The organism is Constantimarinum furrinae, from assembly GCF_014295415.1.
Taxonomy (GTDB): domain Bacteria; phylum Bacteroidota; class Bacteroidia; order Flavobacteriales; family Flavobacteriaceae; genus Constantimarinum; species Constantimarinum furrinae.
Map to the genome: position 1 here is coordinate 231,898 of NZ_CP052909.1, position 22,060 is coordinate 253,957.

Here is a 22,060-nt window from a genome sequence, read left to right on the forward strand (position 1 = left end):
TGTATGAAAATGGAAGGTTTTCAATTTTGGAAACGTCAAAAACCACAGGTTTTTGGAGGTGAACAGAAACTGAAAAACCAATGGTTTAGCATTGTAAGATTGCATTTTCAGAAAGGACCACAAAGGAACACCGGAGGTAATCCTGAAGTGAAAGCGGAGCTTTGCCAGGTACTTTAAAACAATAAAACTTCCTTTTAGGGTACGATACTAAAGGATCTCCGCACTTAGTCCGGCCTCCAAAAGCATGGTACAACGAGGTTTAAGCTCTTCGAAGGAACCCGATTTTACGGTACACTGACCTTTATAATGAACTATAATAGAACATTGTTCGGCCTGCTCAGGCGTATGTTCACAGGCATAGATTAAGGTGTTGATCACATGATCGAAGGTATTTACATCGTCATTATAAAGAATGATCTCATTTTCCTTCGCTTCTTTTTCGGCGTATAGTACGTCTTCCTGAATTTTTTCTTTTCCACTCATAACCAATAAGATGTCCTCTAATTTACAAATTTTGCAGCAATCCAATTATTCTTTTCCTTTTTTTCAACGAAGGAAAATCCCAACTTATTGCAGGCATTTGTAATAATTGGTAAATCTTCAGAATAAAAACCGCTGAGATATAATTCTCCCCCATCCATCATGCTTTCTCCATAAATAGGCAGGTCGTTCAATAAAATGTTTCGGTTAATATTGGCGATAACCGTATCATATTTTTTCTCCGGAATAACGGTCGCATCTCCTAACATAACTGATATCGAATCACAACCGTTTCGCATGGTGTTTTCCAGTGAGTTCTCATAACACCATGGGTCAATATCTATGGCATCCACTTTATCAGCTCCTCTCATTTTAGCCAGTATCGCAAGTACGGCCGTACCACAACCCATATCCAATACCGTTTTGTCATTGAATTCATTTTCAAGTATAAACTGAAGCATCATAAAAGTGGTTTCATGATGTCCTGTCCCGAAAGACATTTTTGGTTCAATTACGATCTCATAATCAACACCAAATTCAGGATGAAAAGGGGCTCTTACTACACATTTTCCTTCCACCTCTATGGCTTCAAAGTTTTTTTCCCATTCGGCATTCCAGTTTACCTGTTCAATTTCTTCACGGGTATACGATATTTTAAATTCTTCCGAAGATAAAATCTGAATATCATCTAAAATACCCTCTTTCCATGCTGCCTTCTGAATATATGCAGTAAGTCCGTTGTCTGTTTCTGTAAAACTTTCAAAACCGGCATATCCCAATTGTGCGATCAATATTTCACTTCCAGGTTGAAGAGGTGCTACTGTAAAATGATATGCTATATAGTTTTGAGACATAGTGCTTTCTTTGTTGTTTCTAATTGAAGGAGGTCCGAAGTCCGAAGTCTGAAGTTGGAAGGACGACAAGATTCAGCGTATTCAAAAACAGAAATTATTATTGAACAAGTAAATTACGGTCTTGGAAACGCATTAACAATAGCCATAAAACTTTCGGCGTCTAAGGAGGCTCCGCCAATTAATCCTCCGTCTACATCTTTCTGACTAAATATTTCTCCTGCGTTTTCTGGCTTTACACTTCCTCCATATAAAACCGATACGCTTTCGGCCAACTCACTTCCACAGTTCTCGGCAATCATTCTTCTTATATACTCATGCATTTCCTGGACCTGCTCCGGACTGGCGGTTTCGCCGGTTCCGATAGCCCATACGGGTTCGTAAGCAATGACAACCTGTTTCCAGTTATTTTCAGAAATATGGAACAGCCCGTTTTCCAGTTGTGTTTTAATCACATTAAAATGGCCATCCTTTTTTCTATCTTCCAACTCCTCTCCGATACAAAAAATGACATCCAGTTCGTGTTCAAGAGCGGTATTCACCTTTTCGGCCAACAACGCATCATCTTCCTTAAAATATGCACGACGTTCGCTATGGCCCAAGATCACACTTTCCACTCCTACACTTTTCAGCATTGCAGCAGAAATTTCACCGGTGAATGCACCTTCATTGGACTGATGCATATTCTGTGCAGCCACCCCTATAGGATGATCCCGTAAAGACACAAAACTATGATGCAAGTTAGTAAAAGGTGGGGCGATGATCACTTCAACATCTTCCGGGATGATCTGCTTTTTAAGATCTTTCAGTAATAATTCGGTTTGTGCCAGATCATTGTTCATTTTCCAGTTCCCGGCTACAATTTTCTTTCTCATAATGCTTTTTTTTAATTTTACTTTTTCAAAAGTCCTGCTTTTTTACTAACTACTGATCTTAGGATCAAGCCATCCATAGATAATATCTACAAAAATATTGATAATAATGAACAATGTAGCTATTACCAGAACGGCACCCATAATTACGGGCAGGTCCAATGTGTTCAACGCATCTACGATCTCCTTTCCCAAACCGTTCCAACCAAAGATATATTCCACGAAAACAGCACCTGCAAGCATGGAAGCAAACCACCCGGACACAGCTGTCACAACAGGATTTAGAGCGTTTTTTAATGCGTGTCTTTTAATGATGGTATAAAATGACAAGCCTTTTGCTTTAGCCGTTCTAATATAATCCTGACTCAATACTTCGAGCAGGGAATTTCGCATCAACTGACTCACTACAGCCAAGGGGCGAATTCCAAGAACGATGGCAGGAAGGATCAGGTTTTTCCACTGTATATATTTTCCGTTCCCCATATCATCCACTTCATATAAACTACCAGTCATATTCAAATTGGTGTATTCGTGGAGCAGAAACCCGAAGATCCACGCAAAAATGATCGCGCTAAAGAACGAAGGCACACTCATCCCCAGAGTACTTATCAATTGTATGGTTTTATCTATAAACCCATCTTTAAAAAGTACTGAGATGATCCCTAAAAATATTCCAAGAATAATAGCAATAATTATGGCCGATACCGCTAACACAAAGGTGTTGGGAAGTGTTTCGGCGATCACAGCGCTCACCTTCTTGTCGTTCTTCTGAAAAGATTCTCTTAAATAGGGCAGTTTGAGAACCACGGTAGTGTTGGAAACCGAAAACAATGGGGTAGCATTGTATTTATTTTCTGAAAGATAGGTATAATCTGAAGGGTCCTCACTGTGAAAAGAGACGGGAGACAAATCGTTCATATAATACAAATACTGAACTCCCAACGGTTTATCGAAACCATATTTTTTCTTTACCACGGCAAGCTGCTCGGCATTTTCATTCTGCCCCAGCATCATTCTTGCAGGATCCCCGGGAAGTATCGTAAACAATAAGAAAATAACAGTGACTACTCCTAAAATAGTAAGCAATGCATAGCCTAGTTTTTGAAGGATGTATCGCGCCACACTACTCCAGCTTTAGATCATCTGCATCATTCCAGTGCAATTTCTGGGTAATTGTACCTCGTCTTAATTCCAGGATCCCAGGATTACTTCGCACTATGGTCTTTAGCGTGGTCTCGTCGCAGAAATAAAAGTCGAATTGGAGATCGTATTTGGCTTCCAGTTCGTCCATTACTTCTCTTGACGATGCCGAAAGTCCAATTACCTTATAGCCCTTTTCCCAGGCTTTATTGGTAATCTCACGGATTTTGGCATACGCCTCTTCTTCGGTAGTGGTTCGGTTATAAGCAACTATAACGATTACTTTGGCTTCGGTTAAATATTGTATGGTGAATTCCTGTTCACCCATTTCTATACTGAAATCATGAATAGGCGGTTCGTATCCGGCCTGGATCTGAGTGGTTTCAACACTTATAAACTCACCCTCCTGTTGTGGATATTCCCCACTGGTTGTCACTATCTTTTCTTCTCCATTCACATTAAATTTCCACGCATATTCAAAAATGGGTTTTGGAGCACCTTCAGGAACAGACATTCCCTCTTCAATGTTGGCTCCAATTTTATACGGTCTGAAGTCTATGATAGGTAAATGCTGAAGCACATAATAGGTAATTCCAAGGCAAAAAATAAAGGAAAGGAAAATAATGATACTTCGGGCAAACCGGGTGAAAAACGGCTGAATGTATTTTCTTCCGAAGAAAAGAATCAGAATTAAGACGAGCAACACCACATCCTTTGTAAATGATTCCCATGGTGTTAGTTTTAGCGCATCACCGAAGCATCCGCAGTCGGTTACTTTATTGAAATAAGCCGAATAAAACGTAAGAAATGTAAAGAAAACGATCATGAGAAGCAGACTCCAAAGGGTAAATTTCTTAGCATAGCCAATGATGATCATCACCCCAAGCAAGACTTCGTAGATCACAACAAAAATTGCAATTACAAGCGCGTAGGGCACTAAAAATTCGAGGTTGAGCACATCGGGGGCGAAGTAATCCTGAAGTTTAAATGAAAACCCCATTGGGTCATTCAGTTTAATGAGCCCGCTGATTAAAAATAAGATTCCTACAAATATTCTTGAGATTCCAACTAGTACTTTCATGTGCTTCTAAAATTTTATTACTCTATTCTGATAAATGGATCATTGCAAAAACGGCGTAATTGATCATATCCTGATAATTGGCATCAATACCTTCCGAAACCAATGTCTTTCCTTTATTATCCTCTATTTGTTTTACCCTCAGTAATTTCTGAAGGATGAGATCGGTTAATGAGCTCACCCGCATATCCCGCCATGCTTCTCCGTAATCGTGATTCTTATCCATCATGAGTTGACGTGTAAGTGCAATTTTCTCGTTGTACAAAGCTAAGGCTTCGTCTACAGAAAGATCAGGCTGTTCTACAACTCCTTTATCAAGTTGAATTAAAGCCATCACCGAATAATTAATAATACCGATAAATTCACTTTGCGCTCCTTCATCTACTTTCCGTTCTGTATTTTGCTGCAGCCCGCGAATTCGCTGCGCCTTTATAAAGATCTGGTCGGTTAATGAGGGTAGTCTGAGGATTCGCCAGGCACTGCCGTAATCTTTCATTTTATTGATAAACAGTGCTCTGCATTCGTCTATTACTGCATCGTATTGTTTTGAGGTATCTGGCATCAGGTCTCTAAGATTTTGCGTAAATTTCGCTTAAATAAATCAATTTAAAAAATTGAAGTCCATCAATTGTCACGGAACCCTCATTGACCTTTCCACTCCTAAAGTAATGGGGATCATTAATTGCACTCCCGATTCATTTTACGACGGAGGAAAAACGGTTTCCCAACGCGAGATAGTTAGCCAGGCCGAGCGCATGTTGTCCCATGGGGCGACTTTTCTGGACCTTGGAGGTTACAGCTCTAGACCGGGTGCCGATGATATTTCGGAAACGGAGGAACTACATAGAGTCATCCCTGCAATTAAAGCCGTTGCAAAAGAATTTCCTAAGGTCAATATTTCTGTAGATACGTTTCGAAGTAGCGTAGCCAAACAAGCTATCGACTCCGGAGCTTGCATGATTAATGATATAAGTGCAGGAATTCTGGACACTGCCATGATCCCAACTGTGGCAACATTAAAAGTTCCCTATGTGATGATGCATATGCGCGGAACTCCGCAAACCATGGCTAATAAAACGGATTATACGAATATTACTAAAGAAGTTTTGTTTTATTTTTCTGAACGGATCGCAAAAGCTAGGGAAGCCGGAATTAATGACCTGATCGCTGATCCGGGTTTTGGCTTCGCCAAAACCCGACAGCAAAGTTTTACACTCCTGAAACATCTTGAAGATTTCGCAATGTTAGAACTCCCGATCTTGGTTGGGTTATCCCGAAAATCCATGATATACAAAACGCTTGAAACTAATGCTGAAGAAGCTTTAAACGGCACCACTACCCTTAACAGTGTTGCTCTATTAAAAGGGGCTTCCATACTTCGGGTTCACGATGTAAAGGAGGCGGTGGAGTGTGTAAAACTACATGAGAAGTTGAATTCCAATGCCTGAAATTTTTAATTAATTTAACCTATTTTTACAAAAAGCCATAACTCTTGGAATTATTCGATTTTACAGAAATCCGCGTTATTGACATCATCGATGTGGTTCTTGTGGCACTACTTTTATACTACCTCTACAAACTTATAAAAGGGACGGTAGCAATCAATATTTTTATTGGGATCGTGATCATTTATGGAATCTGGAGGCTTACTGTATTTTTAGATATGTTATTACTCAGTAAGATCCTTGGGGGTTTTTTAGGTGTTGGGATGGTAGCATTGGTAGTGGTCTTTCAGCAGGAAATAAGAAAATTCCTCTTAATGCTGGGATCAACTAACTTCAGGGCACGTAGGCGAATCTTAAAAAGACTCAGTTTTTTCTCAGATGAAACCGGTTTTGGCACTAATGTGGAAGCCATCGTTAAGGCGTGTGCCCGCATGTCTGATAGCCGAACCGGCGCGCTTATCGTAATTCAACGAAACAACAGCCTGGATTTCGTAAAGAATTCGGGTGATGAAATGAACGCCGAAGTAAACCGTCCTTTAATAGAAAGCATCTTTTTTAAGAACAGCACGCTCCACGATGGAGCTATGATCATTGAAAGCAATAAAATTACAGCAACTCGGGTCATTCTGCCGGTATCGAACGATCGGTCCATTCCACAGCGTTTCGGATTACGACACCGGGCAGCCATTGGAATTACCGAAAAGACAGATGCATTATGCCTGGTTGTTTCAGAAGAAAACGGACAAATCTCCTATTTAAAGGAAGGTGATTTTGTGTTGTTTGAAAATTTGGATGAGTTAAAAGCTATTCTTGAAAAAGACCTAAGTTAATTCTATGGCTTACTGCAAAAATTGTAACACGCCGCTTTCCGAATCTGCCAAATTTTGTGAGCAATGCGGGGCAAAAGTAATTCACAACCGACTTACACTGAGAAATATTTTCGACGATTTTAGTGAGCAATTCCTCAATTGGGACAATAAGATATTGCGCACATTTATCGATCTGTTCAGACAACCCGAAGTTGTCATCAACGGTTACATTTCCGGCACGCGAAAACGCTACATGAACGTGCTCAGTTACTTTGCGATCGCCATAACCCTTTCTGGTTTTTATATGTACATCAACCAGAAATTCTTCCCCGACACATTTAGCAAATTATTTGAGAAGATGAGCAATGATCCCAATCAGATGCAAGCCTCATTGGATTTCTATCAGAATTTTATCGAATATCAGTCGTTTATCTTTTTTTTGATGATTCCTATATTGGCCGGAATGTCAAGGTTGGTTTTTCTGAAGAATAAGAAGTTTAATTACTCCGAGCATCTGGTGCTCAATATGTACACCTATTCTCAAGCCTCAATTTTAATTACGCTTATCGCATTTGTTGCGCAGTTCAATGAGGATGCTGCTTATGTCTTTCAAATTTCAAGTCTGGCAATTCAAATACTGTTTTTTGCCTATGTACTGAAACGAGTTTTTGCGCTCAATTTAATTCAAATTATTCTGAAAACACTGTTATTTTTAGTAGTCCTGATCCCTGTATATATTATATTCGTGATCATCGCGACTATCTATATGCTATTGTTTACTGATGCATTTCAGAATATTATGGAAGTAGAAAAGGCGAAACGAGGAATATCTTACGTCATCTCCTCAGCAAGAAACTGGACCTCGTAAAGATTGCGATAATACCCGTCCTGCTTTTTAAGCAATTCCTTATGCGTACCGGTTTCAACGATCTTACCGGCATCCATAACAAGGATCCTATCGGCTTTTTTTATAGTGGCCAGTCTGTGAGCGATTACAATGGAAGTACGGCCTTTGGTGATCTTTTCGGTGGCAGTCTGGATCATTTCTTCGGAATAAGTATCCACCGAAGAAGTAGCCTCGTCTAATACCAATATACTTGGGTTGCTCACATAGGCTCTTAAAAAGGCGATCAATTGTCGCTGACCCGATGACAACATGGTGCCGCGTTCCTTAACGTTATAATGGTATTTACCCGGCAGTGAATTAATAAATTTATGTACCCCGATCTCCTTGGCGGCAGCAATTACCTCTTCTTCGGTAATTGAAGGATCGTTCAGGGTAATATTGTTGAGAATGGTATCGGCAAAAAGAAAAACATCTTGTAGCACTATCGCAATATTATTCCGAAGCGAGAATAGCGTATAATCCTTTATGGAAACCCCATCGATCAAAATTTCACCGCTGTTAATTTCATAAAAACGGTTTAGTAAATTCACTATGGTCGATTTTCCGGCACCTGTTGCACCTACTATGGCAATGGTTTGTCCGGGTTGCACTTCAAAAGAAATATCCTTTATCACTTCTTCATTGTCTACATATCCAAATCTTACATTTTTGAAGGCAATTAATCCGTTGGTTTGCTCGAGAATAACTGTCCCTTCATCAGATATGTGGGATTTAGTATCTAGTATTCCGAAGACACGGTTGGCAGCCACCATCCCCATTTGCAGGGTATTGAACTTGTCGGCGATCTGCCGCAACGGACGGAACAACATTTGAGAAAGCTCTACGAAAGCGACAATGATACCGAGGGTGATCGCACCATCGGCTGAAGCGTTTAATCCACCATACCATACAACTAAACCAATGGCAACACTGGATGACATTTCGGCAATAGGAAAGAAAATGGAGTTATACCAAACCGTCTTTATCCAGGCTTTTTTATGCTTTTCATTTATTTCCTTGAAATGCTTGTATTCGGTGTCCTCCCGGGTAAAGATCTGAACGATCTTCATTCCGGTAATACGCTCCTGAACAAAGGAATTTAAATTCGCTACCTGATTCCTTACTTCCTCAAAAGCAGCTTTCATAGCTCTCTGAAACACGCGAGTGGCATATAGAATTAACGGAAGGATCGCAAAAACAATAAGTGACAACTCCCAACTGGTATACAGCATAAAGGCCACGATTACCAGCATCTTTAGGAGATCACTAATGATCATAAAGAGTCCCTGACTAAAAATACTTGAAATAGTCTCGATATCATTTACCGCTCGGGTGGTTAATCGCCCCACTGCACTGGTATCGAAATATTTCATCCGGAAGCTGAGCATTAGTTTAAACAACTTTACCCTTATATCCTTGATCACACTTTGTCCTAACCAGTTGGCATAGAAAATAAAGGCAAACTGAAAGACCACTTCCAGCACCAATACGACCACCATGGCAATTATATAGAAGAGTAAGGAATCGGTATCTTTGGGAACGATCGATTTGTCAATAGCTTCCTGTAAGAGATAGGGTCGCAAAACCGCCAGACCAGACATTACTATAGCGGCAAAAGCTACAAAATAGAAAGTCCATTTGTAGGCATTGGTAAATTTTAACAGCCTTCTGAATAATTTAAAATCGAATGCTCTACCTGAGTCTGCCATAATTATCTCAACGTGTGAGTACTTCTTTTATTTACTGGTTCTCTAAAAAAATGTCCTTCGGATATTGGACTCTGGTTAAATATAGGCCATGTGCCGGAGCCGAGGCACCTGCTTTGGTTCGGTCTTTATGTTCTATGATTTTCTGAAATTCCTCCAGCGTTATCTTATGATACCCTACCTCCAGCAGGGTTCCTACGATAGCCCTTACCATATTCCTTAAAAAACGATCGGCCGCAATAGTAAATACCAGCGTATCCTCATTCCGCTCCCAGCCAGCGCTTTTGATCACACAATGATACGTTTTTACATCGGTTTTTGATCGTGAAAAGCATTGAAAATCCTTATGGTCAAATAGAATTTTCGCTGCCTGATTCATCGTTTCCATATCGGGTTCTAAGTGAACCTCATACACTAATTCATTCAAGAAAGGATCCTTCTGTAACCCAATAAAATATTGATACTCCCGTTCAACTGCATCAAATCGCGCATGGGCATCAGCCTGTACTTTATATATATGTAAGACTGAAATATCCTTCGGAAGAAAAGAATTAAGTCTGAAAATAAGCGCTGATACATCGGCGATCTCATCATAGTCAAAATGCGCAAAAAGTTGTTTGGCGTGTACTCCGGTATCGGTTCTCCCCGCTCCGGTGACTTTTATTTCCTTCCGAAGTAAGGTCGAAAGCGAACGTTCTATAACCTCCTGTACACTAATTGCATCCGGCTGAATTTGCCAACCGTGATAGTTCTTTCCGTTATAAGCTATTTCAATAAAATATCGCAAGAAAATGATTTGAGAAGACAAAATTACAACTTAAGGGTTTAAAATGCATCAATTAGAAACCGAAAATTCGTAATACCTTAGCGGTGTAATCTCAGTTTTAAAAGTTTGAAAAAAATACTGCTCCTTAGTGACACTCATGGTTATATGGATGAAGCCATACTAAAACATGTCGAACAGGCCGATGAAGTTTGGCATGCCGGAGATATTGGCGATCTTTCAGTGACCGACCAAATTAAACAACGAAAACCTTTACGTGCGGTCTATGGAAATATAGACGGAAACAAAGCCAGAATGGAATTTCCACTTCACAATCGTTTTACTCTGGAGGGCGTAGATGTTTGGATCACCCACATTGGCGGATATCCGGGACGGTATGCTGCTGAAGTTAGAGATCGTATAAAAAGCGATCCTCCCATGCTTTTCATTTCGGGCCATTCTCACATCCTGAAAGTCATGAATGACAAAAAACTTAAATTATTGCACATGAATCCCGGAGCTGTGGGAAAACACGGTTTTCAGCAAGTGCGTACCATGTTGCGATTTGCACTTGACAATGGAAAAATTCAGCAATTGGAAGTGATTGAATTTAAAAGATAAAACCCCCAAAGGTGGCATCCTTTGAGGGTTTTGCACTAATATACTAAGCAATAGTTTTAACGCAACCGATCCACAGATTTTACGAGGTCCTCATCCCTTTTGATGGCCTTATTGGCCAGCACTAAAAAAACGATAGAAATGATAGGAAGTAGCACCCCAATACCCTTCTCCGAGACTAAAGTCTCTCCGGATAACGTTAGCGATCTGTATACGAAAACTCCCAGTAATACAAAGTTTAATATGATATTCAGGCGGTTTAGCACAAATTGTAATTGCCGCTTTTTATAAGTTAAAATTGAAATAACTGCCAGCGCGATGGATGCGAAAATTAGCCCGAAAACCAAGGGCTCGCTTCGTTCAATAACTGCAATTCCCGCTGCATCTTCTACAGACGGAAACCATAAATAGAGAGCCCCTATGCACAGCATAGCGACGATCATATATACAGTTTGTACGCGTTGTAACATAAATATACCGTTTGGCAGATGCAAAAATACTGTTTCTTTTTAATAAATTTAAATGCAAAATCTAATTTATTGTTGTATACTTGCAGTACCAGTCTGTAACCATTTCAATTTAGGTTACTTAGTCTTCAAAAAATTATTTTCAACTAATTATCCTTCTCAGGAGTAATTATTTATATCACTAAAACATACAGAATTTTAAATGTTCGAAATTTCAGAATTAAAAGCACAAAAGTTGCCTGAACTTCAGGAACTTGCTAAAACGTTGGGCGTGCCAAAATATCGCAGCCTTAAAAAACTAGACCTGGTTTACCAGATATTGGATTATCAGGCAGCAAATCCGAAAGCGGTAAAAGCAGTTGCTACAGATACTAAATCGGCAGCTACTTCCACTCCTTCGGAAAAGACTTCAGAAGAAAAAGAAGTTAAACCGGAAGCAAAAACCGAGAATAAGTCTTCAGACAAAAATACTCCGGCCTCTAAAGCACCTTCAAGAGATAATCGCAATCAGAATCAGAGAAACGATAATCGCAATCAAAAAGGTCAGCAAAAATCACAGTCACAGAAGCCTCATCAGAAACCGCATCAAAAAAGCAATGCAGATGATGATAAACAACGGCCTAAATCTTCCGACAATAAACCGAAACACCAAAAGGATAATCGGCAGCGTGACAACAATCAGAATAAAAACGGAAACAAGGACAATCGCAATCGCTATAAGGAACCCGATTATGAGTTCGACAGTATCATTGAGAGCGAAGGTGTGCTCGATATCATGCAGGATGGCTACGGTTTCTTAAGATCCAGTGATTATAACTATTTATCTTCTCCAGACGATATTTATGTTTCGCAATCGCAAATACGGTTATTCGGACTTAAAACCGGAGATACAGTACTGGGAGAAGTAAGACCCCCAAAAGAAGGGGAGAAATACTTTCCGCTTATTAAAGTGAACAAAATAAACGGCCTCAATCCAAATGTCGTGAGAGACCGGGTTTCTTTTGAGCACCTTACTCCGCTGTTTCCGCAGGAAAAATTTAATATAGCCGAAAGACAAAGTACTATTTCCACACGTATTATAGACCTGTTCGCTCCCATTGGAAAAGGGCAACGTGGAATGATCGTAGCACAGCCTAAAACCGGTAAGACGATGCTCTTAAAGGATATTGCCAATGCAATTGCTGCCAATCATCCCGAAGTGTATCAAATCGTTCTGCTTATAGACGAGCGCCCTGAAGAAGTTACCGATATGCAACGTAATGTTAGCGGTGAAGTGGTTGCCTCTACGTTCGACAAAGAAGCGACCGAACACGTTCGGGTTGCCAATTTGGTGATCGATAAGGCAAAACGTTTGGTGGAATGCGGACACGATGTAGTGATCCTTCTGGATTCTATTACCCGTTTGGCAAGAGCATATAATACGGTTCAACCTGCCAGTGGAAAAATATTAAGTGGTGGTGTGGATGCAAATGCATTACATAAACCTAAACGATTCTTTGGTGCTGCCCGTAATATTGAGAACGGTGGTTCCCTAAGCATCATAGCCACGGCACTTACTGAAACCGGATCGAAAATGGACGAGGTGATCTTTGAAGAATTTAAAGGAACCGGTAATATGGAACTTCAGTTGGATCGAAAGATCTCCAACCGACGAATATTCCCTGCCATCGACCTTACTTCCTCGAGTACGCGTAGAGACGATCTGTTATTAGATGACAACACCATACAGCGAATGTGGGTGATGCGAAAGTATCTTGCCGATATGAACCCTGTAGAAGCCATGGAATTCATAAACGAGCGCTTTAAACAAACCCGTAACAATGAGGAATTCCTCATTTCTATGAACGGTTAAGTCATTTAGAAATCAAAATATATATCCCCCGGTCGAAAGGTCGGGGGATTTTTTTATGCTAATCGTGATGGTTAGTGAGACGTAAATCGTGAATGGTCACGTCGATTGCCTGGCGCAGCCGACGTATCGAGAAGTGTATGTTGGAAAAGATGAACAGTGAGCGGTGAGTCGGATGTCAGATGTCCGAAGTCCGAAGTCCGAAATCCGAAGTCCGAAGTTCGAAGTTCGAAGTTCGAAGTTCGAAGAAGTGAGTATAGAAGCAACGTATTACAGAATAAGTATAAAACCAATTTATATTAATAAACGAAGCTATTCAGAAATAATGTTCGCTCGATCGGAACTGCGTTTTGCGAAGCAAAAATAAAGCATGAAGCGATAAGAGCGCTACATGGTTTTTAGTGAAACTAAAAAGTCTCCTATAGCTTCTTGAAATTTTTGATTCGTTTTTACTCACACATTTATATTTAATATTTTAGAGTTCGTGAATCTACGAATTGGGTCAAGCCAAAAATGAATGAACTAATACAATTCTTTCTAATTTTTAGTACATATATCACATGAGCAGTGAGTCATTTCACGCAAAGGATTGGAAGGATAAATTGTGAATCGTGAATCGACACCTCGAGTTTAAAGTGTGACAAGGTGCATTGAAAAGTGACGGGATACGTGAAAAACATTAAAATCTTAGCATAAAAAAAGCCTTCAATGTACATTGAAGGCTTTTAAAATTCTATCAAAGGATAATTACTCCTTAACTACTTTTTGAGTTAAAGTTCCTCTGTCAGTTTTAAGGTTCAAGATGTAAACACCTCTGCTTAGGTTTGAAGTGTTGATCGCACCATTAACCAACTGAAGTCCTGTATCTTTTCCTAAAACATCATACAACTGAGCGCTCAAGACTTCCACATTTCCTGGAAGATCTACGTTCAATACAGTAGTTGTTGGGTTAGGATAGATAGATACTAACTCAGATAAGTTGTCACCAACACCAAGAATCTCAGTACCTACTAAGTTGATCACGTAAGGCTGAGGAGCACCTGCAACAACAGTGTTCGCATCAGTCCACTCGATACCACATCCTGTGCTTGCTCCACCGGTACCTGTACCATTAGATTTTAACCAAGGTGTGCTGTTTTCACCAGCCATATTAAATCCTGGGAAGAATCGCTGGTTTACTGTAGTTCCTTCGTCCGGACCAAATACTTCAACCACTACAATAGATCCGGCAGGGATCAATTGTACCAATGGAGTAGTGATAAGTGTATTGTCACCAGCAGAAGTTACGATTTGTGACGTAGTTCCAACCAAAGTTAAGGTAGCTGTAGTAAGATCTTCAGAATCTGAAGTATAAATGTTGATGTCCATAGACTTACCGTCATCGGCAGTACTCTGTCCGAATTCAACCGCAGAGATCTCAAAATCACCGGTAATACCAAATGAATTCAAGTCGTACGTTCTTGCAAAGGCATTATCACGGTACTCGCCTGTACCGGAAGACCAACACGCAACACCCGGACTGTCAATAGTAACCGGATCCACACTCTGAGACAATGTAATCTGCGCATTAGTTACCGTAGCAACTAATAATGCAACAATTAATAAAGTAATTTTTTTCATAATAATTATAATTAAAGTTTAATATTGAGTAACAAATATAGAAAAGCAAATTAATTTTTCTTTACAATTTTACTAAATTGTTACACTGTCACCAAGATTTAACATTTCTATTTTGTTTTGAAAGTTTAAATTAAATAAACGCAATTGAAATTAGAAGAATATGTAGTTTTATTAATCATATGTTTACTTAAAAACATTTTCAATCAAAATAAACTACATATTCTATAAAATAATCACTCTATAAACTAGATGCAAATCTTACTAATACTCAATGCATTTAGTCCCGTTCCATACACCACATAGAACGGATTCACAATATAATGCTGGCGGTACAATACATTCTTGCGTACATGTAGTATTAGGAATGGCTCTAAAACAATATTGTGTAAACTCATCAACTTTGATATCGGTAAAATCTATAAATGTGTACGTTTCATTCTCAATATCAATTTTCTCTATTTTTAGATTAATAGAGGTCTCTACGCCTTTTTTAGCTCCAATTACCTGATAATAATACAAATCTCCATTAGAACGAGCGTTCACATAATTTACTTCGTCAAAGTAGCGAACAAAATTCTTTTGAAGTTCCTTGTTCAAATCTTGGTTTATAATAGTTTTAATTAAATCGTCTTCATTAATTAAAATTTTTTCTTCCAAACTTTTTGTTTGGTACAAATCATTTGTTGTAAAGCTGTAAACGGAAAAGCCTAAAACAACAACCATTACGATTAATAGTGCTTTTTTCATCGCGTAAGAATTTAAGTTAATAAAATAAGGGGAGCGGCATAAATTTAATTAAAAACTAATTAATGTTTATGTTTATTTATATTTTTAACACCCTGGTCACTTTTTTACCTACCCATTCATATTCAATTTATGAGAACAATAATATATTTATCAATCTTAATTAGTCTTTTATCGTGCTCCGACTCTAAAGAAAAAATTACCGGTTCAATGACCACTTTATTTGAAGAATCGGGCGGCACCGAAACTCCTCAGTATGACGAAGTGATCTCCTTTTACGAACAACTTGCAGACGGCCACACCGCTGTCGCTATGTATGAAATGGGTAAGACCGATAGCGGCCACCCGCTCCATCTGGTCACCTTTAATCCTAACCGCTCCTTCGAATCTGAATTTTCCGGCAACGAACGAAAAAGTGTACTCCTTATTAATAATGGAATTCATCCCGGCGAAAGTGACGGTATAGATGCTTCCATGATGCTTATTCGCGATCTGGCCGAAGGAAAAATAACAGCTCCGGAGAATATGATCATTGCGGTTATCCCGGTCTATAATATAGGTGGCGCCCTCAATAGAAACAGCAGCACACGAACCAACCAGAATGGTCCAAAGGAATACGGCTTCAGGGGGAATGCACGTAATTATGACCTAAACAGAGATTTTATAAAGGCCGATACCCGAAACGCCCTGGCATTTATAGATATCTTTCAGACCGTAAACCCCGATTTCTTCATTGATTCTCATGTGAGCAATGGCGCAGACTATCAGTATACCTTAACGCACCTGTTTACGCAACACAATAAACTGGGAGGTGAGCTGGGAGGCTACCTGCAGCTAACCTTTATGCCCCGACTTGAGGATTCCTTGCAAAAACGATCCTGGGAGATCACTCCTTACGTAAACGTTTTTAACAGAACTCCCGAAAGTGGTTTTTCTCAATTCCTGGACGGTCCGCGATATTCTACAGGCTATACCACCTTATTTAATACTCTTGGAATGATGATTGAAACCCATATGCTTAAACCCTACAAACAACGTGTGGAAGGAACCTATGCTTTATTAAAGGAATTTATAGATATAGCAGATGCAGAAGCGGAGGTGGTAAAACAATTACGTAAAGTAACTACCGAACAATATAAAACAGCTACATCTTACCCCATACGTTGGGAAATAGACAGTAGCCGAACAACCACCCTCGATTTTAAAGGCTATGAAGGGAACATGGTGACAAGCGAGCTTACCGGAGCGCAACGATTAAAATACGATAGAAACAAACCCTTCTCCAAAGAAGTGACCTATTACGATCACTTTAAACCGGTGGATTCTGTCACCATACCCGACTATTATATCATTCCGGCAGGTTATCACAACGTGGTGAATTTACTTCGGGCAAATGGAATAAAATGCGATATGGTGAATACCGACACAACAGTTACTGCGCAGGTCTATTATATTGAGGATTTCAAGACCACCGGAAATCCTTATGAGGGGCATTACCTTCATTACAGCACTCAAGTAACTCCCAAAATGGAGCAACTGGAAGTTAGGAAGGGTGACTATAAGGTATCAACAGATCAAAACGGAATACGATATATCTTAGAGACTCTGGAACCTGCTGCCCCCGATTCCTACTTTAACTGGAATTATTTTGATGCCATATTGCAACAAAAAGAAGGCTTTTCTCCTTATGTCTGGGAAGATATGGCCATTGAATTTTTAGCGTCCGATCCCCAGCTCAGAGCCGAATTTGAAAACAAAAAAGCATCGGACCCTGCTTTTTCAGGAAATTGGTACGCACAATTGGATTGGATTCACAAAAAATCTCCCAATTACGAGAGATCACACCTTCGTTATCCTGTCGTTAGGGTGGGTGGTTAAATATTCCTTCGGAAAGAGTAGTTTTATATTCTCGTAAGAATTCTGAAGGGCCTTCTGTGACTTTTCGAAATTCTTCCACTTTACTTTTTTAATTCCTTCACTGGGTTCGGGAATTAATGGCCCATTATAATTGGAATGCATTTCATACCAGTAGGTCACCTTTAATTTGTACTTATCGTTTCGCCTGAAAATATGATAGGTGGTTTCCATATATTTCACGATCTCGAGATCCTTAACTCCGGTTTCTTCAATGACCTCACGCAGGGCAGCTTCTTCGTGCGTTTCTCCTTTTTCTATTTTTCCCTTCGGAAGGTCCCATTTCTTATTTCGGTGGATGAATAGAATTTCTTTGTCATCATTAAAAACCATCCCTCCTGCAGCTTCAACTACGGGTAATTTTTTCCGAAGGAAACGTTCCAGCTTTTCAGGATTCTTATGAAACAGATTTACATACGTAAGCTCATTATTATTGATCTTTCGGATTATTTTTTTTAGTCGGACTTCCTTTAACGGAATCGCGGTATACTGTTTGCCAATATTTTCCTCAGTTGAAAGAATTATTGGAATGTCATTGACAAAAACTTTATACATTTGCAAAATGATTTTAGACAAACAAACAGCCCAAAAGACCGCTGAATTATTATTACAAATTAATGCAATTAAATTGCAACCGCAAAACCCTTTTACGTGGGCCTCAGGATGGCGTTCGCCCATCTATTGCGACAATAGGATAACCCTCTCATATCCAATGATTCGGAATTATTTAAGAGAGCAATTGGCCAAGCAATTAGAGGCCGTATACGGCAAACCAGATTGTATAGCGGGGGTTGCGACAGGAGCAATTGGCATTGGTGCTCTGGTAGCGGATTACCTCAATCTACCATTTTGTTATGTGCGTCCCGAGGCAAAAAAACACGGACGGCAGAATAAAATAGAGGGCTATGTTGTGGAAAATCAGAATGTGGTCGTTGTGGAAGATCTTATCAGTACGGGAAAGAGCAGCTTGATGGCTGTGGAAGCCCTTAAGGAGGCCAATCTTAATGTAAAAGGCATGGTTGCCATATTTTCTTATGGCTTCAGTGTTTCTGAAAAGAATTTTTTGGACGCCGATGTTACCCTGAATACGCTTAGTAACTACGAAAACCTTCTGGAGCAGGCCGAGAAATCGAGCTATATTAATGCTAAGGAAGCAAAATTACTTTCCAAATGGCATAAAGATCCCGAGAACTGGGATCCTCAATTGGCAACTCAGAAGTAAGACTGAAAAAAAATAAATCGCGACGTTAAAATCTGTTATGAAAATCAATTCTAAAAAAGTCACTGTTCAAAAATCTTCACAAGCGCTATGCGAGTATCTTAGTGATGTAAAGAATTTTGAAGCGTTGATGCCCGATAATATTTCCAAATTCGAACTCATTCGCGATGATGCCTTTGTCTTTGCGTTAAAAGGCATGCCCGAGATCGCTCTGGAGGTGAAGGAGGTGGAAGCACCCCACAAAGTGATGCTTGGCGCGCTGAGTGATAAAATTCCGTTTCAACTCACCGCTAATATTGAAACCATAAATGCTAATACATCACAGGTAGAACTCGTCTTTGAGGGAGATTTTAACCCGATGATGGCCATGATGATCAAATCGCCCATCACCAAGTTCTTAGAAACTTTGGCGGGTAATCTCGAGCAGATTCAGTAGTGTAACTTTATTTCTTTAAAGGTGAAATGCTGTATGGATTCGTGTTCGGTTTCCACCAGCAACTCTCCCTGGTCAGTTACACCCCGAATACTACCATTGAATTTTTTCCCAGTTTCCGTTTCAAATACTGAAATATAGTGTTTTCGAAATAAGCTGTGTTCGTAATGCTGTTTTAATTCTGAATTCCCTGAAGGCTTTATCAAACTTAACTGATGGAGTACCTCCTGTGCGACTATCTCCAAAACCCTATTTATTTCGTAACGCCTACCTGTATTCAGATACATGGAGGTAGCCTGTGGAAGCGCTTTAAATTCTTCTTCATTAACATTGAGTCCGATTCCTATGATCGAAGATTGTATATTTCGGCCCGAAAGACTGTTTTCTATTAAAATACCGGCAACTTTTTTACCGTCTGCCATTATGTCGTTTGGCCATTTAATTTCAACTGAAGATATTTGTAGTTCATCCAGTGCAATTTTCATTCCTATGGAAACGGCAAAAGTGAGGGCACTCTTCTGTGAAACAGGGAACCCGTCAAACCTCTTTAAGACGCTGAATGTAAGGCTCTCACCTGCTTTAGACACCCATGAATTTTGTCGTTGCCCCCTACCCTTAGTCTGGTCATGAGCAACCAGTATCGTACCGTCTTCAAGGTCCTTTTCTCTGGAAAGCACTTTCAAGTAGTCATTGGTGGATTCGGTGGCACTAATTTTGATTATTTTCAATGGAACTAAGAATCTGTTAATGTTACGCCTTTATGGTGTTTCAAGAAACAAAAAAGTAATAACTTTGCGCAAATAAAATATTTTAATGTCGAAAAAAGAAGCGGAAACAGATCAACTTGTAACTCAGATTATAGCAGGAATAGAAGAAGTAAAAGGTCAGAATATTGAAATACTTGATCTTCGAGATATAGAAAATACCGTATGTGACTATTTTATTATATGTGATGGTACCTCAAACACACAGGTAAATGCCATAGTGAATTCAGTTCAGAAATTAGTCAGTAAATCCCTTAAAGAAAAGCCCTGGCATATAGAAGGCAGTGATAATGCCGAATGGGTCCTCATGGATTATGTTCATGTGGTAGTGCATGTCTTTCAGAAGCAGATTCGTGAATTTTATGATATAGAAGGACTCTGGGGCGATGCCAAAAGTGTAAAAATAGAAACAACGTATTAAAAACAATAAGCCCTAATGGCCGACGATAATAAAAATAAAAAACCCGAAACGAAGAAACCTAAGTTCAACTCCTATTGGATCTACGGTGCTATCATCCTTATTTTTTTAGGAATTCAGATCTTTGGTGGGAACAGTTGGACTCAACCTTCAAAAACGACACAAACCGATTTTCAGGAATACCTTAGAGCGGGTGATGTGGAAAAAGTGGAGATCGTTAATAAAAAGGTCGCCAAGGTATTCCTCACACCCGAGGCAAAAACCAAAGAGATTCATTCCCGAAACAAGGGCAAATCACTTTTTGCACCAGGTGCAAATGACCCAACGTATGAGTTTGAATTTGGAGATCTTCAGAATTTTGAGAATAGTATAAGGCAGATAAAAGAGGAGAATAACCTTAAAACCAATATTGTTTGGAATACCGACAGCAATATGTGGGGTGAATTGCTGCTTACATTACTCCCCTTTATAGTCATTATCGGGATCTGGATCTTTATCATGCGAAGAATGTCGTCCGGAGCGGGTGGTGGTGCCGGAGGTCAGATCTTTAACATCGGTAAGTCTAAAGCCAAGCTTTTTGATGAAAAAACCGATGTAAAAACCTCATTTAAGGATGTTGCCGGACTTGAAGGTGCAAAAGAAGAGGTACAGGAGATCGTGGACTTTCTTAAAAACCCAACAAAATATACTTCTTTGGGGGGTAAAATACCAAAAGGAGCACTTCTTGTAGGATCACCGGGAACCGGAAAAACGTTGCTTGCCAAAGCAGTAGCGGGCGAAGCCAAGGTGCCGTTCTTTTCACTATCCGGATCAGATTTTGTGGAAATGTTTGTTGGTGTAGGAGCTTCTCGTGTACGTGATCTCTTTAAACAAGCGAAAGAAAAATCACCCTCCATCATCTTTATTGATGAAATTGACGCAATTGGTCGCGCCAGAGGAAAAAATAACTTCTCGGGTTCTAACGATGAGCGTGAAAACACCCTCAACCAGTTGCTTACCGAAATGGACGGATTTGGCACCAATACGAACGTGATCGTACTTGCCGCCACTAACCGTGCCGACGTACTGGACAAAGCCTTAATGCGTGCCGGACGTTTCGACAGACAGATCTATGTGGATCTTCCCGATGTTCGTGAGCGTAAGGAAATTTTTGAGGTACATTTAAGACCCATTAAACAGGATAACAGCCTCGATCTTGATTTTCTGGCGAAGCAAACTCCCGGATTTTCGGGGGCAGATATAGCCAACGTTTGTAATGAGGCGGCCTTAATTGCAGCCCGTAAAGAGAAAAAGGCAGTGGGTAAACAGGATTTCCTCGATGCAGTAGATCGTATCGTTGGCGGATTGGAAAAGAAGAACAAGATCATTACGCCGGACGAGAAAAAGGCCATTGCTTTTCATGAAGCCGGTCATGCAACGGTAAGCTGGATGTTAGAACATGCCGCTCCGTTGGTTAAGGTTACCATAGTGCCTCGTGGACAGTCATTGGGAGCTGCCTGGTACCTTCCTGAGGAACGTCTCATTGTGAGACCGGAACAGATGCTGGACGAAATGTGTGCCGCACTAGGAGGAAGAGCTGCAGAAAAAGTGATCTTTAATAAGATCTCTACCGGAGCTTTAAGCGATCTTGAAAAGGTAACCAAACAAGCTCGAGCCATGGTAACCATCTATGGCTTGAACGAAAAAATTGGTAACCTTACCTATTACGATTCTTCCGGACAGAACGAATATGGATTTACCAAGCCCTATAGTGAAAAAACCGCAGAAATGATCGATAAGGAAATTTCGAACCTTATTGAATTCCAATACCAAAGAGCTATATCACTTTTGGAGGAAAATAAGGATAAGCTTACATTATTGGCCAATGAGTTGCTCGATAAGGAAGTGATCTTCAAGGAAAGTCTTGAAAGAATTTTTGGAGATCGTCCTTTTAAGAAAAACGAAGAGGAAACAGCCCCCACAACCTAATCTAAATTTTGGGAGA

The 22,060-nt window shown here is 39.9% G+C and carries 24 protein-coding genes; 11 read left to right on the top strand and 13 right to left on the bottom strand.

What is annotated here, in order from left to right:
- Nucleotides 1-3: 3 nt before the first annotated feature.
- The gene (locus ALE3EI_RS01115; protein ID WP_186989988.1) at nt 4-177 is read left to right on the top strand and encodes a hypothetical protein; all 174 of its coding nucleotides are present in this window, start codon (nt 4-6) and stop codon (nt 175-177) included.
- 30 nt (nt 178-207) lie between these two features.
- On the opposite strand, the gene ALE3EI_RS01120 is transcribed toward ALE3EI_RS01115, so the two are convergent.
- The 6 genes from ALE3EI_RS01120 to ALE3EI_RS01145 all read right to left on the bottom strand — a co-directional run bounded on the left by ALE3EI_RS01120 (nt 208) and on the right by ALE3EI_RS01145 (nt 4,983).
- Nucleotides 208-483, bottom strand: a complete 276-nt coding sequence (locus ALE3EI_RS01120) for an ATP-dependent Clp protease adaptor ClpS (protein WP_186989990.1) — start codon at nt 481-483, stop codon at nt 208-210.
- A gap of 17 nt (nt 484-500) precedes the next feature.
- On the bottom strand, nt 501-1,334 hold the full coding sequence (gene prmA / locus ALE3EI_RS01125) for a 50S ribosomal protein L11 methyltransferase (RefSeq protein ID WP_186992243.1): 834 nt from the start codon (nt 1,332-1,334) through the stop codon (nt 501-503).
- Between the two features lie 113 nt (nt 1,335-1,447).
- Nucleotides 1,448-2,206, bottom strand: a complete 759-nt coding sequence (tpiA, locus tag ALE3EI_RS01130) for a triose-phosphate isomerase (RefSeq protein WP_186989992.1) — start codon at nt 2,204-2,206, stop codon at nt 1,448-1,450.
- A 45-nt stretch (nt 2,207-2,251) separates the two neighbouring features.
- The gene (locus tag ALE3EI_RS01135) at nt 2,252-3,325 is read right to left on the bottom strand and encodes an ABC transporter permease (RefSeq protein WP_186989993.1); all 1,074 of its coding nucleotides are present in this window, start codon (nt 3,323-3,325) and stop codon (nt 2,252-2,254) included.
- A 1-nt stretch (nt 3,326) separates the two neighbouring features.
- Nucleotides 3,327-4,424: a BT_3928 family protein gene (locus ALE3EI_RS01140; RefSeq protein ID WP_186989995.1), complete on the bottom strand. Its 1,098-nt coding sequence runs from the start codon at nt 4,422-4,424 to the stop codon at nt 3,327-3,329.
- Between the two features lie 22 nt (nt 4,425-4,446).
- A complete protein-coding gene (locus ALE3EI_RS01145; protein WP_186989997.1) occupies nt 4,447-4,983 on the bottom strand; it encodes a DUF1599 domain-containing protein in 537 nt (178 codons plus the stop codon).
- A gap of 106 nt (nt 4,984-5,089) precedes the next feature.
- Here ALE3EI_RS01145 and folP point away from each other — a divergent pair, with 106 nt between their 5' ends.
- From folP to ALE3EI_RS01160, 3 genes are read left to right on the top strand one after another with little or no spacing between them, the layout of a single operon-like run.
- Nucleotides 5,090-5,869, top strand: coding sequence for a dihydropteroate synthase (gene folP / locus ALE3EI_RS01150; RefSeq protein WP_186992245.1), 780 nt, complete (start codon nt 5,090-5,092; stop codon nt 5,867-5,869).
- A 44-nt stretch (nt 5,870-5,913) separates the two neighbouring features.
- On the top strand, nt 5,914-6,696 hold the full coding sequence (gene cdaA, locus ALE3EI_RS01155) for a diadenylate cyclase CdaA (RefSeq protein WP_186989999.1): 783 nt from the start codon (nt 5,914-5,916) through the stop codon (nt 6,694-6,696).
- Nucleotides 6,697-6,700: 4 nt separating this feature from the next.
- Nucleotides 6,701-7,543: a DUF3667 domain-containing protein gene (locus ALE3EI_RS01160; protein ID WP_186990001.1), complete on the top strand. Its 843-nt coding sequence runs from the start codon at nt 6,701-6,703 to the stop codon at nt 7,541-7,543.
- Here the strand turns inward: ALE3EI_RS01160 and ALE3EI_RS01165 are convergent.
- Entirely contained in the window at nt 7,507-9,270 is a 1,764-nt protein-coding gene (locus tag ALE3EI_RS01165; protein WP_394367138.1) for an ABC transporter ATP-binding protein, read from the bottom strand. The genes ALE3EI_RS01160 and ALE3EI_RS01165 overlap by 37 nt on opposite strands.
- A 31-nt stretch (nt 9,271-9,301) precedes the next feature.
- The gene (gene truA, locus ALE3EI_RS01170; RefSeq protein ID WP_186990003.1) at nt 9,302-10,054 is read right to left on the bottom strand and encodes a tRNA pseudouridine(38-40) synthase TruA; all 753 of its coding nucleotides are present in this window, start codon (nt 10,052-10,054) and stop codon (nt 9,302-9,304) included.
- A gap of 105 nt (nt 10,055-10,159) precedes the next feature.
- Here truA and ALE3EI_RS01175 point away from each other — a divergent pair, with 105 nt between their 5' ends.
- Complete coding sequence (locus ALE3EI_RS01175) at nt 10,160-10,651, top strand: metallophosphoesterase family protein (RefSeq protein ID WP_186990005.1); 492 nt, start codon at nt 10,160-10,162, stop codon at nt 10,649-10,651.
- 56 nt (nt 10,652-10,707) lie between these two features.
- On the opposite strand, the gene ALE3EI_RS01180 is transcribed toward ALE3EI_RS01175, so the two are convergent.
- Nucleotides 10,708-11,118, bottom strand: a complete 411-nt coding sequence (locus ALE3EI_RS01180; protein ID WP_186990007.1) for a DUF4293 domain-containing protein — start codon at nt 11,116-11,118, stop codon at nt 10,708-10,710.
- 199 nt (nt 11,119-11,317) lie between these two features.
- Between ALE3EI_RS01180 and rho the strand changes: the two genes are divergently transcribed.
- Nucleotides 11,318-12,967, top strand: a complete 1,650-nt coding sequence (gene rho / locus ALE3EI_RS01185) for a transcription termination factor Rho (protein WP_186990009.1) — start codon at nt 11,318-11,320, stop codon at nt 12,965-12,967.
- A 744-nt stretch (nt 12,968-13,711) separates the two neighbouring features.
- On the opposite strand, the gene ALE3EI_RS01190 is transcribed toward rho, so the two are convergent.
- On the bottom strand, nt 13,712-14,584 hold the full coding sequence (locus tag ALE3EI_RS01190; RefSeq protein ID WP_186990011.1) for a T9SS type A sorting domain-containing protein: 873 nt from the start codon (nt 14,582-14,584) through the stop codon (nt 13,712-13,714).
- A 261-nt stretch (nt 14,585-14,845) separates the two neighbouring features.
- Nucleotides 14,846-15,331 (bottom strand): hypothetical protein, encoded by a 486-nt coding sequence (locus tag ALE3EI_RS01195; RefSeq protein WP_186990013.1) that lies wholly within the window; start codon nt 15,329-15,331, stop codon nt 14,846-14,848.
- Between the two features lie 207 nt (nt 15,332-15,538).
- On the opposite strand from ALE3EI_RS01195, the gene ALE3EI_RS01200 reads away from it, so the two are divergent.
- Complete coding sequence (locus tag ALE3EI_RS01200; RefSeq protein WP_233279984.1) at nt 15,539-17,206, top strand: M14 family metallopeptidase; 1,668 nt, start codon at nt 15,539-15,541, stop codon at nt 17,204-17,206.
- Here ALE3EI_RS01200 and ALE3EI_RS01205 read toward each other — a convergent pair.
- Nucleotides 17,168-17,797, bottom strand: coding sequence for an NUDIX hydrolase (locus ALE3EI_RS01205; protein ID WP_186990017.1), 630 nt, complete (start codon nt 17,795-17,797; stop codon nt 17,168-17,170). The genes ALE3EI_RS01200 and ALE3EI_RS01205 overlap by 39 nt on opposite strands.
- A 7-nt stretch (nt 17,798-17,804) precedes the next feature.
- On the opposite strand from ALE3EI_RS01205, the gene pyrE reads away from it, so the two are divergent.
- Both pyrE and ALE3EI_RS01215 read left to right on the top strand, forming a co-directional pair.
- A complete protein-coding gene (gene pyrE / locus ALE3EI_RS01210) occupies nt 17,805-18,464 on the top strand; it encodes an orotate phosphoribosyltransferase (protein WP_186990019.1) in 660 nt (219 codons plus the stop codon).
- Nucleotides 18,465-18,501: 37 nt separating this feature from the next.
- Nucleotides 18,502-18,897: an SRPBCC family protein gene (locus ALE3EI_RS01215; protein ID WP_186990022.1), complete on the top strand. Its 396-nt coding sequence runs from the start codon at nt 18,502-18,504 to the stop codon at nt 18,895-18,897.
- On the opposite strand, the gene ALE3EI_RS01220 is transcribed toward ALE3EI_RS01215, so the two are convergent.
- Nucleotides 18,891-19,622, bottom strand: coding sequence for a biotin--[acetyl-CoA-carboxylase] ligase (locus ALE3EI_RS01220; RefSeq protein ID WP_186990024.1), 732 nt, complete (start codon nt 19,620-19,622; stop codon nt 18,891-18,893). The two genes, ALE3EI_RS01215 and ALE3EI_RS01220, sit on opposite strands and share 7 nt — an antisense overlap.
- 85 nt (nt 19,623-19,707) lie before the next feature.
- On the opposite strand from ALE3EI_RS01220, the gene rsfS reads away from it, so the two are divergent.
- Together rsfS and ftsH are read left to right on the top strand one after the other, a co-directional pair.
- On the top strand, nt 19,708-20,079 hold the full coding sequence (gene rsfS, locus ALE3EI_RS01225) for a ribosome silencing factor (RefSeq protein WP_186990026.1): 372 nt from the start codon (nt 19,708-19,710) through the stop codon (nt 20,077-20,079).
- A gap of 15 nt (nt 20,080-20,094) precedes the next feature.
- A complete protein-coding gene (gene ftsH, locus ALE3EI_RS01230; protein WP_186990029.1) occupies nt 20,095-22,044 on the top strand; it encodes an ATP-dependent zinc metalloprotease FtsH in 1,950 nt (649 codons plus the stop codon).
- Nucleotides 22,045-22,060: the final 16 nt, after the last annotated feature.